Annotated in this window: 17 protein-coding genes; all 17 read right to left on the reverse strand. The window is 50.4% G+C overall.

What is annotated here, in order from left to right:
• Positions 1 to 96: 96 nt before the first annotated feature.
• A complete protein-coding gene (locus AAC007_RS03330) occupies positions 97 to 1,038 on the reverse strand; it encodes a DUF58 domain-containing protein (protein ID WP_339674602.1) in 942 nt (313 codons plus the stop codon).
• Positions 1,039 to 1,052: 14 nt separating this feature from the next.
• Entirely contained in the window at positions 1,053 to 1,967 is a 915-nt protein-coding gene (locus AAC007_RS03335; RefSeq protein ID WP_295871921.1) for a MoxR family ATPase, read from the reverse strand.
• A gap of 3 nt (positions 1,968 to 1,970) precedes the next feature.
• Complete coding sequence (locus tag AAC007_RS03340) at positions 1,971 to 3,182, reverse strand: O-succinylhomoserine sulfhydrylase (protein ID WP_339674603.1); 1,212 nt, start codon at positions 3,180 to 3,182, stop codon at positions 1,971 to 1,973.
• 46 nt (positions 3,183 to 3,228) lie between these two features.
• Positions 3,229 to 4,749 (reverse strand): amidophosphoribosyltransferase, encoded by a 1,521-nt coding sequence (gene purF / locus AAC007_RS03345; RefSeq protein ID WP_339674604.1) that lies wholly within the window; start codon positions 4,747 to 4,749, stop codon positions 3,229 to 3,231.
• Between the two features lie 36 nt (positions 4,750 to 4,785).
• A complete protein-coding gene (locus AAC007_RS03350) occupies positions 4,786 to 5,310 on the reverse strand; it encodes a CvpA family protein (protein WP_295871912.1) in 525 nt (174 codons plus the stop codon).
• A gap of 86 nt (positions 5,311 to 5,396) precedes the next feature.
• Positions 5,397 to 6,032, reverse strand: coding sequence for an SPOR domain-containing protein (locus AAC007_RS03355; protein ID WP_339674606.1), 636 nt, complete (start codon positions 6,030 to 6,032; stop codon positions 5,397 to 5,399).
• A gap of 17 nt (positions 6,033 to 6,049) precedes the next feature.
• The gene (folC, locus tag AAC007_RS03360; RefSeq protein WP_339674608.1) at positions 6,050 to 7,330 is read right to left on the reverse strand and encodes a bifunctional tetrahydrofolate synthase/dihydrofolate synthase; all 1,281 of its coding nucleotides are present in this window, start codon (positions 7,328 to 7,330) and stop codon (positions 6,050 to 6,052) included.
• 9 nt (positions 7,331 to 7,339) lie between these two features.
• Positions 7,340 to 8,212, reverse strand: coding sequence for an acetyl-CoA carboxylase, carboxyltransferase subunit beta (accD, locus tag AAC007_RS03365; protein ID WP_296435286.1), 873 nt, complete (start codon positions 8,210 to 8,212; stop codon positions 7,340 to 7,342).
• 113 nt (positions 8,213 to 8,325) lie between these two features.
• Positions 8,326 to 9,135 (reverse strand): tryptophan synthase subunit alpha, encoded by an 810-nt coding sequence (gene trpA, locus AAC007_RS03370; RefSeq protein WP_295871902.1) that lies wholly within the window; start codon positions 9,133 to 9,135, stop codon positions 8,326 to 8,328.
• A gap of 12 nt (positions 9,136 to 9,147) precedes the next feature.
• Entirely contained in the window at positions 9,148 to 10,371 is a 1,224-nt protein-coding gene (gene trpB / locus AAC007_RS03375) for a tryptophan synthase subunit beta (protein ID WP_219041607.1), read from the reverse strand.
• Complete coding sequence (locus AAC007_RS03380) at positions 10,372 to 11,007, reverse strand: phosphoribosylanthranilate isomerase (protein WP_295871897.1); 636 nt, start codon at positions 11,005 to 11,007, stop codon at positions 10,372 to 10,374.
• A 75-nt stretch (positions 11,008 to 11,082) separates the two neighbouring features.
• Positions 11,083 to 11,931 (reverse strand): tRNA pseudouridine(38-40) synthase TruA, encoded by an 849-nt coding sequence (gene truA, locus AAC007_RS03385; RefSeq protein WP_295871896.1) that lies wholly within the window; start codon positions 11,929 to 11,931, stop codon positions 11,083 to 11,085.
• An 18-nt stretch (positions 11,932 to 11,949) separates the two neighbouring features.
• Complete coding sequence (locus AAC007_RS03390; RefSeq protein ID WP_295871894.1) at positions 11,950 to 15,225, reverse strand: FimV/HubP family polar landmark protein; 3,276 nt, start codon at positions 15,223 to 15,225, stop codon at positions 11,950 to 11,952.
• Between the two features lie 137 nt (positions 15,226 to 15,362).
• Positions 15,363 to 16,334, reverse strand: a complete 972-nt coding sequence (locus tag AAC007_RS03395) for an Asd/ArgC dimerization domain-containing protein (protein WP_295871891.1) — start codon at positions 16,332 to 16,334, stop codon at positions 15,363 to 15,365.
• Positions 16,334 to 17,452, reverse strand: a complete 1,119-nt coding sequence (asd, locus tag AAC007_RS03400; protein WP_295871890.1) for an aspartate-semialdehyde dehydrogenase — start codon at positions 17,450 to 17,452, stop codon at positions 16,334 to 16,336. Before asd ends, AAC007_RS03395 begins: the two co-directional genes overlap by 1 nt.
• Before the next feature lie 29 nt (positions 17,453 to 17,481).
• Positions 17,482 to 18,579: a 3-isopropylmalate dehydrogenase gene (gene leuB, locus AAC007_RS03405; protein WP_339674609.1), complete on the reverse strand. Its 1,098-nt coding sequence runs from the start codon at positions 18,577 to 18,579 to the stop codon at positions 17,482 to 17,484.
• 50 nt (positions 18,580 to 18,629) lie between these two features.
• On the reverse strand, positions 18,630 to 19,280 hold the full coding sequence (gene leuD, locus AAC007_RS03410; protein ID WP_295871886.1) for a 3-isopropylmalate dehydratase small subunit: 651 nt from the start codon (positions 19,278 to 19,280) through the stop codon (positions 18,630 to 18,632).
• Positions 19,281 to 19,289 lie beyond the last annotated feature (9 nt).

Genomic DNA, 19,289 nt, shown 5'->3' on the forward strand with positions numbered 1-19,289 from the left:
AGCCCTTGCCAATAGGCCCGCTATGGGCGGCAGGCTGCGCCTTATTTCGAGGCTGATTGCGCATTCTGAATGGCGATGAACTTAACTTAAGGGACACTAGTACAAAGCCAATGCACGTAAAATACGGGTCAACTGATCGCCGCCGCTTGCTGCAGAGATCTTTACTCCAGGCATTTGCAGGCCGAAGGATAACCCTCGGGTATTACAATCCAGAGCCCAGGCGCACAAGGTACTCAATCGTTCCTCTACCCCAAGGCCCTCAAGCTCATTCCAATCCAGTATTAATTCATCAGATTGCGATTGTTCAAACTGCTTAGTCTGCAAAACCTGCCCTTTGGCGTAAGCCTTCCAAAAAATTCGGCGGGGTGGCTGGCCAGGCTGATAAAGCTGGAAGCCAGTAAATTCATCTCCGTCTCGGCTAATATCGGGAATACTGCCCTCACCTTCTGCAGCGCTATTCACTAAAGGCCGCAAAAGCCGCGCCTGGGGATAAACAAGACAATGCCAATCAAGTTTAGGCGCACTCCAGCAGCGCAATATACCTAAAGGATAACGGGTGGTAATAGTCATACGACTCGGCCGCATGGCACCGCGTTTAAGCGCTGGGTACTTTAGAATTACGCTGCTACCCCCTTTTTTTGCATCGAGGCTACACGTCACCGCGGCCTGCTCGGTAAACCCCAAATACAATCGATGTCTATCCCGTCCGCCCGCCTCTAGATGTAAGTGAAACGAAGCTAATTGACCGGCAAACACCGGCTCCGCTGCCCCGGCGCGCAGGGTTATTCCAGCTAGATTCGCAAAGGTGTGAAGAATCGCGACCAGAAGAAGACTGAAGAGCCAGAAGGTCAGCGCAAAAATCAGATTATTTTGGTAGTTGATAGCCAGTATAAGGAGGCCGAGAAGCATGACCAGGTAGGCAGCGCCGCCGCGGGAGGGAATAATAAAAATTCGGCGTTGATTGAGTTCTACGTGACTACAAGGTGGGCTGCGCTTTTCTAACCAAGCGTCAAAGCGGCGACGAACAAACGCTGTCATTTTGCCCGCCATAATTACACCACTACCGGCACCTGTGACAACAAACGCCGTATTAAATCAGGGCCATCATTTTGATTGTCCGCCGCTGGTTTTAAACGGTGAGCGGCGACCGGTTCCAATAAAAATTGAATATCATCCGGCAAAACGTATTCGCGCCCCTCTAACATTGCCCACGCTTTTGCCGCTTGTATCAATGCCAATGCGGCGCGAGTAGAAAGCCCGAAAGCATAATGGGAATCCTGCCTAGTGAAAGCGATTAGCCTCTGCACATAGGATATAACACTATCGCGAATCTCAATTTTATCGACCATCGCCTGTAGGGAAATAATTTTTTCTGCGCTGAGTAAGGCTCGCAATTGGCCAATAATGGCACGGGGATCCCCCCCCGCAAGTAACTGTCGCTCTGACAATTCATCCGGGTAACCCAGCGAGATGCGCATTAGAAAACGATCAAGCTGAGATTCCGGCAATGGAAATGTACCTGATTGAAACCACGGATTTTGCGTTGCCATAACGAAAAATGGGGCAGGCAGAACTCGCGTCTCACCTTCGATAGTAACCTGCTTTTCAGCCATTGCTTCTAACAGAGCACTTTGGGTTTTCGGGCTTGCGCGGTTTATCTCATCGACTAATAGAAATTGGGTAAAAACCGGGCCGGCGTGAAAGTGAAAGGCGTTGCTATTCCGATCAAAAATAGACACCCCAAGAATATCAGAGGGCAATAGATCACTGGTAAATTGCATACGCTGATAATCTAGCCCCGTCACTTTAGCGAAAGCTTGCGACAAGGTTGTCTTACCCACACCAGGCACATCTTCTATCAGCAAGTGCCCTCTCGCCAGCAGACAGCAAAGTGCTTGGCGCACCTGCCTATCTTTGCCCAGCACAACTTTAGATATCTCTTGGATAACCTGCGCGAAGATATCCATGTATTACAGCGCGCCCAAACCGCGCTGCATATCTTTTCGCAAATCTTCAATATCTTCCAAACCGACAGACACTCGAATCAAATTATCAGCAATACCAGCTTGCTGACGCTGCTCGGGGCTAAGACGACCGTGAGTGGTTGTTGCCGGATGAACAATAGTGGTCTTCGCATCACCCAAATTAGCCGTTATAGAAACTAAACGGGTCGCATCTATAAATCGCCAAGCGGCATCTTTGTCACTGCCAACTTCAAAGGACAGCACACCGCCAAACGCCTTTTGCTGCGATGCCGCAAGCGCATGCTGAGGATGATCGGGCAGCCCGGAGTAATACACTTTTTTGACACCAGCTTGCTCTTGCAACCACGTCGCCAATGCAAGTGCACTAGCGCTATGTGCCGTCATTCGCAAGCGCAAGGTCTCTAGGCCTTTTAAGAAAACCCATGCATTGAATGGGCTCATACTAGGACCCGCTGTACGAATAAAACCAAGCACTTCATTCATCTGTTCTCTGCGACCGACGACCGCACCACCCACAGCGCGCCCCTGCCCATCAAGATACTTGGTCGCAGAATGCACAACGATATCAGCACCCAGTGCCAAGGGTTGTTGCAGTGCCGGAGTACAAAAACAATTATCAACTACTAGCCAGGCATTATGTTGATGAGCTACGTCCGCCAAGGCGCGAATATCCGCAATCTCAGACAGCGGGTTGGAAGGCGTTTCCAACAGCAATATTTTAGTGTTCGGGCGTATCGCATCGCGCCATTGCTGCACATCAATCGGCGACACAAAGGTCGCGTCAATACCTAACTTAGCAAGATACTTTGTCAGTAAAACGGTGGTTGTACCAAATACGCTGCGCGAACACACTATATGATCGCCTGACTGAAGCAAGGCCATGCAGGTACTTAGTATTGCGGCCATACCCGACGCAGTAGCGACGCCCATTTCCGCGCCTTCCAAAGCGGCTATGCGCTCTTCAAACGTCCGCACGGTAGGATTGGTATAACGCGAATAAACATTGCCGGCTTGTTCGCCTGAGAATCTTGCCGCCGCCTCAGCTGCTGATGCGAACACATAGCTTGAGGTCATAAAAATAGGCTCAGCGTGTTCGCCCTCGGCGGTGCGTACCTGACCTGCGCGCACCGCGCGCGTGTCAAGCTCAGCCTCTGCCAATACCGCTTGGCGCTGCGCCAGATAGTCTTGCTCGGTCATTATTGTTGCTCTCTCCGCCACTCAGCTCGCAATATTACGTCGTCTCTTATGATACGTCGTTGTGCAGGCCAATCAAGGCACCTTCACCGATAACCGCATTTCGCTCACTTTGAGAGTCGTCATTGCGATCTGCTGCAAGCTTATCCAAATAGGCCTGATCAACATCACCGGTGACGTAATTGCCGTCAAATACCGAACACTCGAAATGCGTAATTTTGGGATTACCTTCTGAGGAACAACTCACCAAATCATCAAGGTCCTGATAAAGCAGCCAGTCGGCGCCAATTTCCGTCTGCACCTCGTCTGGCGTGCGGCCGTGTGCAATGAGCTCCTCAGCTGAGGGCATATCAATACCGTAAACATTGGGGTAACGCACCGGCGGCGCGGCGGAAGCAAAATACACTTTGCGTGCGCCCGCATCGCGTGCCATTTCTATAATTTGCTGGCAGGTCGTGCCACGGACGATAGAGTCGTCTACCAACATGACGTTCTTGTCTTTAAACTCCAAACCAATGGCGTTCAATTTTTGTTTGACTGATTTTTTGCGTGCACTTTGGCCGGGCATGATAAACGTGCGACCAATGTAGCGATTTTTCACCAGACCTTCGCGGAATTTAACACCCAATTTTGCCGCCATAGACTGGGCAGCGATACGACTGGAATCTGGAATCGGCACGATAACATCAATGTCATGATCCGGATATTCGCGCAAAATCTTCTCTGCTAAACGCTCGCCCTGACGTAGACGAGATTTATAAACCGAGATGCCATCCATGATCGAGTCTGGTCGTGCGAAGTAGACGTGTTCAAAAATACAGGGGCGGTAATCGCTAATTTCCGCGCAACGGCGAACATGAATCTCACCATTGGTTTCGATATAGACCGCCTCGCCGGGTGCAACGTCGCCAATTAATTTATAGCCTAAACCATCGAGAGCCACGCTCTCAGACGCCAACATATACTCTTTACCTTGCGCAGATTCGCGCACGCCGTAAACCAGGGGGCGGATGCCATTGGGGTCTCTAAAGCCAATAATGCCGTAGTTTGCGATCATCGCGACAACCGCATAACCACCTTTACAACGATAATGCACGCCACTAACCGCAGCAAACACATCGTCAGCAGTCGGCACTAATTTACCCAATTTTTGCAGCTCATGGGCGAACACGTTCAGCAATACTTCGGAGTCAGACTCAGTATTCAAGTGACGCAAATCAGATTGGAATAATTCTTTTGACAGCTCAGCAGCGTTGGTTAAATTGCCGTTGTGGGCAAGGCTGATTCCGTATGGCGAGTTAACGTAAAAAGGCTGCGCCAAGGCGGGACTTGAACTACCCGCGGTTGGATAGCGCACATGGCCAATGCCAATATTGCCCAATAGACGCTGCATATGCCGCGTGTGAAAAACATCTTTAACTAAACCATTGCCTTTGCGTTGATTTAATTTTCCATGCTCAAATGTCACGATACCAGCAGCATCTTGACCACGGTGCTGCAGCACCGTTAACGCATCGTACAAATCCTGGTTTACATTAGTCTTAGCGACTATACCCGCGATGCCACACATGCAGTACTACCTCATTAGGACGAAGATCAAACGCGATTAATTACTCTGACTGGCCAGTAATGACGAGCCCCAGTTAACCACATCATTGAAGCTCTGCTCTGACCAGTCCTTCATCAACAGAAACTCGGGGACCAGCTGAGACTCCTTCCACCACTGATCATTTTCAACACCCGTCAACAGCGACGGTAATAACACCAAGACTGCCAGCACCACAATTAAGCCTCGGGCGGTACCAAAGATCATGCCGAGCAAGCGATCGGTACCACTTAAACCCGTGCGTTTCACCATGACAGCAATTATATGAGTGACTAAACTGCCCACCACTAAGGTGGTAATAAAGACGAGAATATAGGCGAGTATTTCGCGCATATATATTTTGTCGATTAAGGGCTCGAGCAAAGCAACTGCTTGAGGATGAAAGGCAACAGCGACAAAAAATGCGATAGCCCAGGTCAACAAAGACAGCGCTTCTTTTACAAAACCACGTATCAAACTGATAAGTGCCGAGGCTGTCACAATGCCAAGAATGGCCCAGTCAGCCCAGTTAAACGTGCTTAGCACTGTAAGCGGCTCCCGCAAGAATTCGAGACGCGAATTCTAACAAGCCCAGCGCCGCATCCCAAGTAAGATTTTGCTTTAAGCACCAACTAAGGCTCAAATCGGTTAACAATTGACTTCACATTAAAGCGCTTATTGATAGCAGCTTGCTGCGATACAGCTTTCTCGTTGCTAATTACCGGCCCCACTAATACACGATAGAGCGGCTTTGAGTTTCGCTGAATTTTATCAATAAATGCCTTGTAGCCTGCGCCCTGCAGGGACTTCAGTAACGCTTCTGCATTCGACTCGCTACCAAAAACCCCAACCTGCACGACCCATGCCGGTGGCAAGCCATTAGCGTCTAACTTTTCCTTGCTAAGCGGTGTAGGCGCTGACTTTTTCACCTCAACAGGTTTCGGCTTAGCAACCACAGCTGGTGATGCCGTTTCGCGAGCACTAGGTTCAGGAACATTCGCCGCTTCCGCCCGTACTGCCGCCCCCTTTTCCGAGTCTTCATCGGCAATAGGCATATTTGGCTGTTCCGGCACCAGCTGAGTATCTGCCGGCATAACGCCGTCGGGTTTCTGCGGCGGCGTATCGATTACCGGGTCAACCAAAGGTGCGTCTGGAATCTGCGTATCTCTGTCTAATTTGTACGCTGCAGGGCCTGTAAATAACAGTGACCAAAGTATCACCCCGCCACATAGCAAAACGAGTGCACCGACCAAGCGTTGTCTCATCATGTCGTATCCCCTACTACTTATTCTGCGCTGAGCCTGTCAGCGAATTCTGCCATGGCAGCGGCCACAGTGAAAAATGAACCAAAAACCACTAAGCGATCACCTGCCGACAGACTCGACAAAGCGCTATCCAAGTTTTCGCCAAACGAATCGCCAACTGACACCTGAGCAACCCCCTGCGCTTGCAGCGCCACTTTTACTTCTTCAGCTGTTGCCGCTCGATCATTCCCTAGCAGCGGCACCAAAGTCCAGTGTGCAAAACAGGGTTTGACTATGGCTATAATCTGGTCAATCGCCTTGTCTGCCATCACGGCAAACAAACACGTCGTCCGACCGCCAATAGGATTGGCAACCAAGTGATCGTACAGTATTTGCACCGATGCGGGATTGTGCGCCACATCCAACACAAGATCGATACCGCGATAATTGATATGCTCACAGCGGCCGGAAATGTTAACCGTGCTCAACCCCTGCCGTATGGATTCTTCAGATAGGGGTAAGTCAATATATTGCAAGGCCTGCAACACGGTCGCGGCGTTGTCTATGAGCAACGGCGAACGAGGTAAGTCCTTATATTCACACCGCTCACCATTTTTTGCTAGGCCTTGCCACGACCAGGTGGAGCCAGTCTGTTCTGTGAAGCTAAAATCGTCGTCGCGACAAACGAGCGTTGCCCCCAGCTGCAAGCCATAATCTAAAAGAGCCTGCGGAGGCTGAGGATCACCAATAATTGCCGGCCGGCCAGATCTAAAAACCCCCGCCTTTTCACGGCCAATCATTTCTCGATCAGAGCCCAACCAAGCTTCGTGATCGATGGCAATAGAGCTGACTATGGCAACATCAGCGTCAACTATATTCACGGCATCTAAACGACCGCCTAAACCAACCTCAAGCACCGCAACGTCCACAGCCTGCTGCTCAAAAATGAGCAGCGCAGCCAAGGTGCCGAACTCAAAGTACGTCAGCGAGATCTCGCCTCGGGCTTCATCTATCGCAGCAAACGCACTGCACAGAGTCTCGTCGTCGACATTGTTACCTGCGACAACGATGCGCTCTTGATAATGAATGATATGGGGGGAAGTATAAGCGCCGACTCGATAGCCCTGCTGACCAAATATCGACGACAGCAGAGCCACACAAGAGCCTTTACCATTAGTACCGGCAACGGTAATTACCGGCATATTAAGCGTGATATTAAGTTGCAGTGCGACTCGCGCGATGCGCTCAAGACCGAGATCGATATCGCGGGGATGCTGAGTTTCCATCCACCGCAACCAATCGCCGACCTGTGTGTACCTCATAAAGTGTAATTAGCGCTGATAATGCATCAAGCCGCCGAGCACCCGACCGAGGGTGTCACGCATATCCGCGCGACGAACAATCATATCGATAGCGCCATGTGCCAGCAAAAACTCGCTGCGCTGGAATCCCGGCGGCAATTTTTGACGGATCGTTTGCTCGATAATATTCGGACCAGCAAAGCCCGCACGCGCACCAGGCTCCGCAACATTTATGTCGCCCAGCAAGGCCAGGCTCGCGGAAACCCCACCGTAAATTGGGTCGGTCATAACCGATATATAGGGAACACTATTTTGCTTCAACCGCTCCAGTACCGCGCTGGTTTTAGCCATCTGCATAAGAGAGATAAGCGCTTCCTGCATACGAGCACCACCCGACGCAGAAAAACAAATCAGCGGGCAGCGTTCCTTAAGAGCAACATTCGCCGCTTGCGTGAATTTCTCGCCCACCGCAGATCCCATCGAGCCACCGTGGAAATTAAACTCAAAGGCAACAACCACTACGGGTAAATCTTTTACCTTACCTTTATAGGCAATTAACGCGTCTTTCTCACCAGTTGCTTTTTGCGCCGCGGTTAAACGATCGCGATACTTCTTTTTGTCTTTGAATTTGAGTCGGTCGACGGGTTCGATATGACTAAGAATTTCTTCGCGGCCCGCCTCGTCTAAAAACAAAGCAATTCGACGCCGCGCGCCAATACGCATGTGATGATCACATTTAGGACAAACATCTTGGTTACTTTCTAGTTCGGGACGATAAAGTACCGCTTCACACTTAACGCATTTCTTCCAAAGCCCTTCGGGTACAACACCTTTTGCACCTCGACGCTCATCCGAATCAACACGTCGCACTCCCGAGGGAAGAATCTTATCAACCCAACTCATAATCCATTCCTGTAGTCATTTTTAATCTGTTTATAAAATGCACGCAGGCATTAGCTGTGCATTACTTTACCCTATAAACCCTGCCAACATACAATAGGCTAAGGCGATAATTCTCAGGCATCGATTGCTGAGCGAATCTCGGCGATCAATGCGGCAGCCAATGCGGCTCGCTGCTCTACTGTCTTGTCGGCATCCGTCGCAACCAACCGTTCGATCAGCGCGCTTCCGACTACCACACCTTCACATAACGGCGCTAAGGCGGCCGCAGACACGCCGTCTTTAATACCAAAGCCAACGGTTATTGGCAGGTCTGTGAAGCGTTTAATACTGGCTAATTTTTCAGAGACGGCCTTGATATCCAAATTCCCGGCACCGGTTACCCCGTTCAAGGACACGCAGTACAAATAGCCGCTTGCCAAGGACACGATTTTCTTAATTCTGTCTTCGCTGCTTGTCGGTGCAAGCAGAAAAATATTATCGATGCCGGCGGCGCGCAGAATTCGGGTTGGCTGCTCTGCCTCTTCTGGCGGCATATCAACGGTCAACAAGCCATCTACACCGGCTGACGCAGCGCGGTCAGCAAATACTTGATAACCCATACGCTCGATCGGGTTGGCATACCCCATCAACACCAATGGCGTCTCCTGGTCGGACTTGCGAAACTCGGTAACCAACTCAAGCACCATCGTCAAGGTAACCTTATTCGCTAAAGCGCGCTCATGCGCAAGCTGAATTACAGGACCTTCGGCCATGGGATCTGAAAAAGGCACGCCAATTTCTAAAATATCAGCACCTTGTCGCACTAATTCGTGCATTAGCGGCACAGTCAGTGCGGGCGAAGGATCGCCCGCCACGATATACGGTACCAATGCCTTGCGGCCGCTTTTCTCTAATTTCGCAAATACTGCAGCTAAACGACTCAAAGTACTTCCCCGTTATTCAATGCCAATACCGTCAATAGTCGCGACGGTATGAATATCCTTGTCACCACGACCCGACAAGTTGACCACGATGCTTTGCTCTGGACTCATGGTTTTGGCCAGCTTCTCTGCATAGGCCACCGCATGGGCTGACTCTAGAGCAGGCATAATGCCTTCCACAAGGGTTAGCTTGCGAAACGCTGCCAGCGCCTCATCGTCGTTAATGGCGACGTAGTTCACGCGCCCTAAGTCCTTGAGCCATGAATGCTCTGGACCGACGCCGGGATAATCCAAACCGGCGGAGACCGAGTGCGTCTCGATAATCTGACCGCCTTCATCCTGCATCAAATAAGTACGGTTGCCGTGCAATATGCCAGGAATGCCGTCATTTAAGGGGGCGGCGTGACGTCCTGTGTCAACGCCGTCGCCACCCGCCTCGACACCGTACATCGCGACGTCTTCATCGTCTAAGAAAGGATGGAAAAGACCAATCGCATTAGAGCCGCCACCAACACAGGCAACCAGTGCGTCGGGCAGACGTCCATTCTGAGTCAAACATTGTTCCCGCGCTTCGCGGCCTATCACCGACTGAAAATCTCTCACCAACATCGGATAGGGATGCGGGCCAGCGGCAGTGCCAATGATATAAAACGTATCTTCAACATTTGTAACCCAGTAGCGCATCGCCTCATTCATAGCGTCTTTCAAGGTTTTAGAGCCCGATTTAACTGAGATCACCTCAGCGCCGAGCAACTTCATACGATATACATTCAAGGCTTGGCGATGAATATCATCCTCACCCATAAATACTTTGCAGCTCATCCCTAAACGAGCCGCAACCGTCGCAGAGGCGACACCGTGCTGCCCCGCACCGGTCTCCGCGATAACGTGCTTTTTACCCATGTATTTCGCGAGCAGCGCCTGTCCGACGGTGTTGTTAACCTTGTGCGCGCCAGTGTGATTTAAATCTTCGCGCTTAAGGTAAATCTGCGCGCCGCCTACTTCTGTAGACCAGCGCTTGGCGTGATACAGCGGTGAAGGACGACCCACGTAATGCGCCAAGTCATGATCAAACTCGGCTTGAAAGTCCGGGTCTTTGCGAAGCCGCTGATAGGCTGCCTCCAATTCATCCAAGGCAAACACCAAGGTTTCCGAAACAAAGCGACCACCGTAGATACCAAAATGCCCAGAGGCATCTGGAAACTGGCTAAAATCAGCTTTAGCTACTTTACTACTCACTCAATCCTCCCGTCGATCAGCACGGCTGACCGCCTTAATAAATTCTGTCATTTTTTGCGTACATTTTATGCCGGGCGCCTTCTCCACCCCGCCACTCACATCCATGGCAAAGGGATGGCAGGCCGCTACTGCTGCACCGGCATTACTCGGGGTTAGTCCACCCGCTAGCACAATCGGGAGCGCCAATTCACGGGGCACTCTATCCCAATCAAAAGATTCACCAGTCCCACCGGGAATACCTGGCTTATAGCTGTCTAACAATAGCGCGCTTGCTGAAGAATAAGCCCGCGCGGCCGCAGCCACATCCAGACCATCTCGCATACGTAGCGCTTTCATATAAGGCACGGAAAACAAGTTGCAAAACTCAGGGGTCTCATCGCCGTGAAATTGAATGAGATCAAGCGAACAGCTCGTCAGTACATTCTGAATTTCCGCCTCACTAGCATCCACAAACAAGCCTACTTTGCTTACAAATGGCGGTAACATCGACATGATACTAGCTGCTAGTTCAACACTGACCGCACGCGGACTGCGCGGGTAAAATACAAACCCCAAGGCATCAGCACCGGCATCAACTGCGGCAAGCGCATCTTCAGCTTGAGTGATACCACAAATTTTTACGCGAGTACGAAACACTTGGATGTACAGCCAGACAATTAACCGGAACGAATACTAACAAATAACTGCATTATTTGTCTGTAGATGTGGTCGCTAACTGGGAACAAAATCAGGGCCGACGCGCGATTCCGGCAATTCGAAGTGCGCGGGATAGCTTACATCGACCAAATACAAGCCGTGTGGTTTAGCCGTCACCCCACCTTGATTGCGATCACGGCTATTTAGAACTTGCTGGGTCCACCCCACCGGCATCTGCCCACTTCCCACCGCGATAAGAACCCCAGCAATATTTCGGACCATATGATGCAAGAATGCATTGCCCGCAATATCCAGCACAATATAGCGACCGTAGCGACTCACATTGGCATGGTGAATATTGCGCATAGCGGTCTTTGACTGACAAGAAGCCGCGCGAAACGCGCTAAAATCTTGCTCACCGAGTAATACCTGAGCCTCTTGATGCATTAAGTCTGCATCGAGAGGTTGGTCAATCAAGGTCACGCCCTTAGCCAAATGCGCGGAACGACGCGCCTGGTTCAAAATAATATAGCGATAACGCCGTGCCGTAGCGGAAAACCGAGCATGAAAATCATTACTGACAGGCTTAGCCCATTGCACAGCAATGTCTTCTGGAAGCTTGGCGTTTACACCTGCAACCCAGGCCTTTAATGAACGGGAAACGGTGGCGTCAAAATGGACTATTTGATGGGTGGCGTGCACACCGGCGTCAGTGCGACCAGCACAAATTACCGTCACTGTCGTCGCGGCAATTGAAGAAATAGCGGCTTGGAGTGAATCCTGAACGGTGGCGACACGGGGTTTATCCTGGCTTTGCCAGCCTCGGTAGGCGCTGCCCTGATATTCCACCGCCATCGCAATACGGCAACCGACCGGCAAGGGCTCGTCCTCAAACCGGTCGAAACAATCTACATCTGCAATCACAGGAGTCTACAGCCAGTATTATCCGATATTGTCTAAAAGTGTCTGTGCATCGCTTTGCTGCTGAATGTCGCCCTCTTGAAGGACTTCTTCCAACATTTCGCGAGCACCCTCACTGTCACCCATATCGATGTAGGCGCGGGCCAAGTCCAGCTTGGTCGCAACTGACTCAGCATCTACCAGCGCGTCAAACCCTTCGGCTTCTTCCTCACCAGCATCAAACTCGTCAAACACGAGATCCTCAACAGAGATCGCTTCGTCAACAGGTGACGCCGCTTCGGACGAAGTTGACGATGACTCTGCCGGCGCATCACTTTCTTGAGCAGGCGTTTCAGCAAACTCTAAGCTAGCGTCTGAATTCGCGTCATCTTCGGTAAAGAAGGTCTCATCAATTTCGAGCTCATCATCAACAGAGGAAACCGGCTCTGTGCTTGCAACTTCGCCAAGCGGCATATCAAAGTCAGAAAGCTCGAGATCGATCTCATCTTCATCATCTTGTAAATCTGACACAGAAGGAGCCTGCGCTGGCTCCGCCAAATCCATATCCAGGTCAGAGAGGTCCAAATCAACACTTTCTTCTTCAGCCAGCGGCTCTAGCACCTGCTCTGGCTGCTCTTCAAGCTCTGCGCCTAATTCATCGCCAGATGCCGCTATGTCAGAGAGTTCGGAATCACCTAAGCCAGAGGCACCGATATCAAATTCCAGCGTGTCTTCGTCGCCAGACTTTGGCTCGCTGGAGGCGAGATCATCCAATTCAAAACTGCCAAGTTCGTCTTCGTCGAAAGAAATAACATCGTCGTCTTCGGCATCGACTGTTTCGACAACAGGAGCATCGTCCTCTAAAGCAAGCGGACTTGGCGTGGAAACGTCCTCAACAACCTCTTCGCTCACACCGGAGGCGCCACCGAAATCGCCGTCAAAATCAAAATCTAAATCCGCTAGATCAACATCTAAGGATTCCAAGGTGTCAGAGTCAGTGCCCGGCTCGATATCATCAATCGTGCCTGATTCATTGATATTGCTGATCGGACTTGGCTCAAGCGGAGTAGCATTAGCCTCCGGCTCATCTAGCTCAAAATCAATATCATCGTCACTGAGACTGTGAATTTCTTCCTCTGCCTCACCAGCGATATCAAAATCCAACTCATCCGCCGCATCGACTGCAACACTCGCTCGGCTTACATCAACCGTATTATCTGACGCCTGAGATTCGTCACCCAGCCAGTGGCTAACGCCCTCAATGGCCGACATCGACTCTTTAACACGGGCAACTGCCGAATCGTTATTTAAGCTAAGCAGGTCTTGGTAGGCCAGCTCAAAATTATCTTGATCACGGGTATCTAGATAAATATCGATAAGCTTTAAACGGAGCTCGGCATTTTCTGGGTCTTGAGAAATGGCCGTTTTCAGTAAACTCGCCGCTTGGTCATAGCGACCATAGGCCACATAAATTTCTGCTTCTGCAACGACATCACCGGTTTGTGGTATTACCGCATCTGCAGATGTTACCGCGCCTTCCGATTCATCCTCACCGTCCAAGGCAGCGTCATCGGCCAACATCACTTCTTCGGAATCTGTCGATTCCGCATTCGAGAGTGAATCGTCCCCTAAATCATCAAAATTAAAGTCGTCGGAACTGAACACCGCCTCAGGGTCGTCACCGGCCTCTACTGCATCAAATGCTTTCGACGAATCGCGATCAAACTCACCACCGCTAGCAAACAATACCGGAGACTCAATTGAATCCTTATCGCTTAAATCGTCATCAAATGCCGCCAAGTCAGCATCATCTTCAGCCGAATTACGGCGTCGAATGAATAAAACTAACAGCGCCAATAAGCCAAGTACAAAGCCGAGAACCAACATTAGGTTTTCGCTTAACCAATTTTGGGCCTGGGCGACAGGTGTTTTCACGGCTGCAGGCTTATTAGCAGCAGCTGGCTTTTCAGTTGCCGGCTTGGCGTCGGCATCTACTTTGGGGGCGACAGCGACATCCGTCGCAGAATCTGTTTCGGCGCTGGCTTCACTAGCCACAGCGGGAGCCATTGCCTCAGCTTCCGCCTCATCACTAATCGCTGAAGCATCTGGCACTTGCTGCCCATTTTGCAAGGCAGCCAACTGGCTATTCTTGAGCTCAATTAAGCTCTGCAGTGTCTGGATCTGCTTTTCCATTTCTACAACACGATTTTGCATCGCACTGTTTTCAAGCTGGGTTTTTTCTAAATTTTCTTTCTCTACACGAATTTGATCACGCATGGCATCAAGTTCGTCTCCACTGTCGGTGCTACCAGCACTGCCCAGAGAGAATTTAACCGCTGTATCAGTATCTGACGTTGGTTCGTTAGGGGATTTTGCGGTTGCGTCAATTTGCGGCGCCATTGGTGTTGCCGACGACGATGAAGATGCCGCAGCCGAAGCGGCTTTAGGTGTAGTGGATCTGGCGACTCTCTCGCCGCGCCACTCCTTTGCTTGTAATTGTATTTCCTCCACTGCTTCTTGGTGGTCAACTTGGCGAACTTCGTCTTCAGTTGGCAGGCGTAAAACATAACCCGACTTAATCTGATTCACATTGCCATTCACAAAGGCTTGCGGGTTCTTTTTTACTAAAGCCAGCATGGTTTGCTGAGTTGTCACATACGAACTGGGACGCAATTTGCCCGCTATTCGCCACATAGTATCGTGATGTTGAACTCGGTATTCAGTGGCAGGGCTATCTGCGGGAGGCAACTCTTGTTGACGATCAACACTGCGCGCAGTTGGCGGAGCGCGATCTACCGCTCCAATGGCGCCGCCCAACTCACGCGCCGGTGCCTGGCTTTGCACTGGTGTACTAAGCGAAGATTTCGGCGCTGATGCGGCAACGCTTGGATTCACTGCTCGCGCGGGACTATCATCAGCATAGACCGGTAAATCCAGCAACACCGTGTATTCGCGTATCATTTTGCCGTTGGGCCATCTCGCTTCAACAATGAAATCAAGATAGGGTTCAACGACAGCTTTTTCGGTGGTGACAATAATACGGCCGTTTCCACTGCCGATTACTTCAATCTGAAACTGCAAGCTAGATAGAAATTGACTCCTATCAACCCCCGCATTTTCAAATGCACTGGCATCGGCTAGCTGTACTTTTATCTGTGCTACGTCTAACTCACCAATATCTCGGATTGGGATTTCAGCGCGAAAAGGCTGGTTCAGAGTAGAATCCAGTGTTAACTCACCAAGGCCGAGTGCACTGACTAAACCGCTGTGCAGGGCACCAACTGTCAGTACCGCTTTTGCCAGCCTATTCCGCATCATAATGTCACCGTTTGTGTATTAACGCGCCTATTTGCCACTAGCCAAATGGGCTGCGCTTTTATAAAGAATCTCCGCTGGGCAGACACTGCCCATGACGATGTATCGCCATTTCTCTAAACAACATGCGTAGATATAAGCTAGATATTGATTTTTATCAAGATTTTAAGCAGAGCAATTATGTTAATCACCGCACCATTACGAAGATTATCACCGACAACAGTACAACGAAAGACTGTTTCATCCTGCCTATCAACACTTAGTGCAGAAATATCAATCGTATCGCTACCTTGTAAATTAACTGGCGTCGCTTCTGAGGTATCGCCTGATGGAAACAGCCTGAAAAGCTCACTTTCCGCCAATTGCCGCTTTACTTCCGCAAGTTCAACTTTGTCGACACAGCTTACTCGCAGCATCGCAGTGTGACCGTAAAAGACGGGAACCAACATCTCGCTGGCGGAAACAGCAACAGCGCTTCCGCCCAAACCTAACAAACTGGCCAAGCTGTGTTCCAATGCCGCACTGTGCTCCTGGCGTGCGAGCACGTTGAACGCCAATTGCTGACCAAACGAGGACTCTTCAGGAACTTGGCCATTCAGTAAACGCGCTGTTTCTGCCGCCAGCGTCTCAACTCCTGAGCGGCCCCACACTGAAACTGGCTGGGCAACAGCGACGTTAACCGAGCGAATACTCGCCTGTGGCAATAGGCGCAGCACCGCCGCGACATGGCTACTTACTGCGTCGGCGATCGCGAACAATCGGCCACCTTCAATATCTGCTGAACTGGTGCAGTAAATGGCCACATCACCACGCTGCGCCAATGTATCGGTACAGTCGAGAACGACGACACCGGCATCTTCCGCCAAATCGATCAAGCTAAGGTCGCTAAAACCCTCTGTTAACATAATAGCGACATCAACCCCGTTAAAATCCGCCGCGCTTGATTCATGAACGGCGACGGGGCTGCCGCGATACATCACGGTTTCACCTTCGCCGTCATCGGCATAGGCTTTGATACTGTCAACGCCAAGTTCAGCATCAGCCAGTGCCGTTAGCAGCAACTCGCCTTCCAGACCGCAGGCACCGAATACTGCAACACACTTATATGCCATTACTTAATATCACCAAGTAGGATTCGCAGCATGCGGCGCAGCGGTTCTGCCGCGCCCCATAATAATTGGTCGCCCACGGTAAACGCAGACAGGTATTGCTCACCCATATTTAATTTACGCAAACGCCCTACGGGTACATGCAACTTGCCTGTCACTGCCGTTGGAGTTAATTTCGCCAGCGTTTCTGCACGATCATTTGGCACCACTTGCACCCAATCGTTAGCAGAGGCGAGAATGCCTTCAATCTCAGCAACTGCGACATTTTTAGTCAGTTTGATAGTCATCGCTTGACTGTGGCAGCGCATAGCGCCGATACGCACACAGTTACCGTCGATAGCGATAGGCGAATCTGCGCGACCTAAAATCTTATTGGTCTCAGCCTGGCCCTTCCACTCTTCTCGGCTTTGGCCATTTTCTAATTGAGTGTCAATCCACGGCAATAAGCTACCGGCCAGTGCGTGACCAAAATTATCTTTCGGGAAGCTGTTGCTGCGCATTGCTTCTGCCACTTTGCGATCGATGTCTAAAATATTTGAACGGGGATCGGCGAGTTCGGTGGCAACACAATCACGTACCGACCCCATTTGGTTAATCAGCTCACGCATATTCTGCGCGCCAGCGCCACTTGCCGCTTGATAGGTTTGAGCGCTCACCCACTCCACCAAGCCTTCGCGGAATAGCCCGCCAATTGCCATCAACATCAAACTCACGGTGCAATTACCACCGATGAAATTTTTAACACCGCGGCTCAAGCCATCTTTAATCACATCGAGATTAACCGGGTCGAGAATAATAATCGCATCATCATCCATCCGCAGCGATGAAGCGGCATCTATCCAATAGCCATCCCAACCGCTGCTGCGCAGGGCTGGAAAAACCGATTTAGTATAATCGCCGCCCTGACAGGAAATAATAATATCCATCGCCGCTAGCTCAGCAATATCACTAGCGTCTTTCAATGTGTCGATATCGCGACCAATTGCCGGGCCCTGCCCACCTACATTAGAGGTGGTAAAAAATACTGGCTCAATGCCATCAAAGTCTTTTTCTTCTAACATGCGGCCCATCAATACTGAACCGACCATACCGCGCCAACCGACAAAACCTACCTTTTTCATAATTTCTCCTGAATTCTGTAGTGCTGAATTTACGCTGATGCCAAGGCGGCGATAACCGCGTCGCCCATTTCAACGGTGCCGACCAAATTATTGCCCTCTGAGAAAATGTCGGCCGTGCGGAAACCCTGATCTAAAACCGTACTCACTGCATCTTCAATACGTTGCGCCGCCGCAGCTTCGTTAAGTGAATAACGCAGCATCATCGCCACTGACAAGATAGTCGCCAGCGGATTTGCCTTATTTTGGCCCGCAATATCTGGTGCAGAACCATGACACGGCTCGTACATACCGCGGCCATTCACATCCAATGATGCTGACGGCAACATGCCAATAGAACCGGTCAACATAGCAGCGGCATCGGACAAAATATCGCCAAACATATTGCCAGTAACAACCACGTCAAACTGCTTTGGCGCACGAATAAGCTGCATTGCCGCATTATCGACATACATATGACTTAGCTCGACGTCGGGATAGTCTTTGGCCATCTCGTCCATCACTTCACGCCATAACATAGTCACTTCTAAGACATTCGCCTTATCAACTGAACATAAACGTCCACCACGCTTTTGCGCCAACTCAAACGCCACTTTACCAATTCGACGAATTTGCGATTCGTTATAAACGTATGTGTTGTAACCTTCGCGCTCGCCATTTTCTAATTCGCGAATTCCACGTGGCTGACCGAAGTAAATACCACCCGTCAATTCGCGGACAATAAGAATATCTAAACCCGATACCAGCTCCGGTTTCAGCGAAGAAGCACCCGCCAGCTGCGGATATAAAATAGCCGGACGCAAGTTGCCAAATAGATCTAAACGCTTTCGAATTTCAAGGAGGCCACCTTTCTCTGGACGATCTGCTGGCGGCAATTTATCCCACTTTGGACCACCCACTGCACCAAGTAAAATCGCATCAGCCTTTTCGCAAATAGCGAAGGTTTCCGCAGGCAAGGCACTTCCGTGGGCGTCAATTGCGGCTCCGCCCACTAGCGCATGCTGTAATACCAGCCCAAGGCCCTCGGACTCATTAACCCACTCCAAGACCTTTGCTGCCTCTGCCATGATTTCATGACCGATGCCATCACCGGGTAATATGGCAATATTTCTTTGTTGACGTTCTGTCACGTTAAATTCCTTTCAAAAATAATATGGTTTCGGGACCATTGAACAAGGTGTTAAACACCGTGCTCGCGGAATAACCAAGGGGATTTTTGCTGCCACTTAGATTCAAAAACCCGAATATCGTCGGCGTCTTCCAAGGTTAAACCAATGTCGTCTAGCCCATTCAGCAAGCAGTGCTTGCGGAAGCTATCTACGTCAAAACTAATTGCCTCACCCGCAGGCGTCACAATTTGCTGGGCGGCCAAATCAATCTTTAATGTAAACCCTTCATCGGCGTACATCGCTTTAAACAGCTCGTTCACCTTGTCTGCCGCGAGAACAATCGGTAATACGCCATTTTTAAAGCAGTTATTAAAGAAAATATCGGCAAAGCTCGGCGCGATCACACAGCGAAAACCATAGTCCTCCAGTGCCCACGGCGCGTGCTCGCGGCTAGAACCGCAGCCAAAATTTTCACGCGCGATAAGAATAGACGCATTGCTGTAGCGCGGAAAATTAAGCGGGAAATCAGGGTTTAAAGGCCTCGCAGAACTATCTTGGCCAGGCTGCCCCTCATCTAAATAACGCAGCTCATCAAACAAATTGGGGCCAAAGCCACTGCGCTTTATCGACTTCAAAAACTGCTTGGGAATAATCATATCGGTATCGACATTGGCGCGATCCATCGGTGCTACGATACCATCAAGAACTGTAAATGCTTTCATCATAAACTC

The sequence above is a fragment of the uncultured Zhongshania sp. genome, assembly GCF_963975605.1.
Lineage (GTDB): Bacteria > Pseudomonadota > Gammaproteobacteria > Pseudomonadales > Spongiibacteraceae > Spongiibacter > Spongiibacter aquimaris.

What these genes read in the sequence shown, in the direction of transcription:
- AAC007_RS03340 (WP_339674603.1), bottom strand. Translation starts at nt 3,182, where the DNA reads ATGACCGAGCAAGACTATCTGGCGCAGCGCCAAGCGGTATTGGCAGAG.
- AAC007_RS03390 (WP_295871894.1), bottom strand. Translation starts at nt 15,225, where the DNA reads ATGATGCGGAATAGGCTGGCAAAAGCGGTACTGACAGTTGGTGCCCTG.
- AAC007_RS03355 (WP_339674606.1), bottom strand. Translation starts at nt 6,032, where the DNA reads ATGATGAGACAACGCTTGGTCGGTGCACTCGTTTTGCTATGTGGCGGG.
- AAC007_RS03395 (WP_295871891.1), bottom strand. Translation starts at nt 16,334, where the DNA reads ATGGCATATAAGTGTGTTGCAGTATTCGGTGCCTGCGGTCTGGAAGGC.
- accD (WP_296435286.1), bottom strand. Translation starts at nt 8,212, where the DNA reads ATGAGTTGGGTTGATAAGATTCTTCCCTCGGGAGTGCGACGTGTTGAT.
- AAC007_RS03330 (WP_339674602.1), bottom strand. Translation starts at nt 1,038, where the DNA reads ATGACAGCGTTTGTTCGTCGCCGCTTTGACGCTTGGTTAGAAAAGCGC.
- AAC007_RS03335 (WP_295871921.1), bottom strand. Translation starts at nt 1,967, where the DNA reads ATGGATATCTTCGCGCAGGTTATCCAAGAGATATCTAAAGTTGTGCTG.
- leuD (WP_295871886.1), bottom strand. Translation starts at nt 19,280, where the DNA reads ATGAAAGCATTTACAGTTCTTGATGGTATCGTAGCACCGATGGATCGC.
- folC (WP_339674608.1), bottom strand. Translation starts at nt 7,330, where the DNA reads ATGAGGTACACACAGGTCGGCGATTGGTTGCGGTGGATGGAAACTCAG.
- asd (WP_295871890.1), bottom strand. Translation starts at nt 17,452, where the DNA reads ATGAAAAAGGTAGGTTTTGTCGGTTGGCGCGGTATGGTCGGTTCAGTA.
- purF (WP_339674604.1), bottom strand. Translation starts at nt 4,749, where the DNA reads ATGTGTGGCATCGCGGGTATAGTCGCTAAGACTAATGTAAACCAGGAT.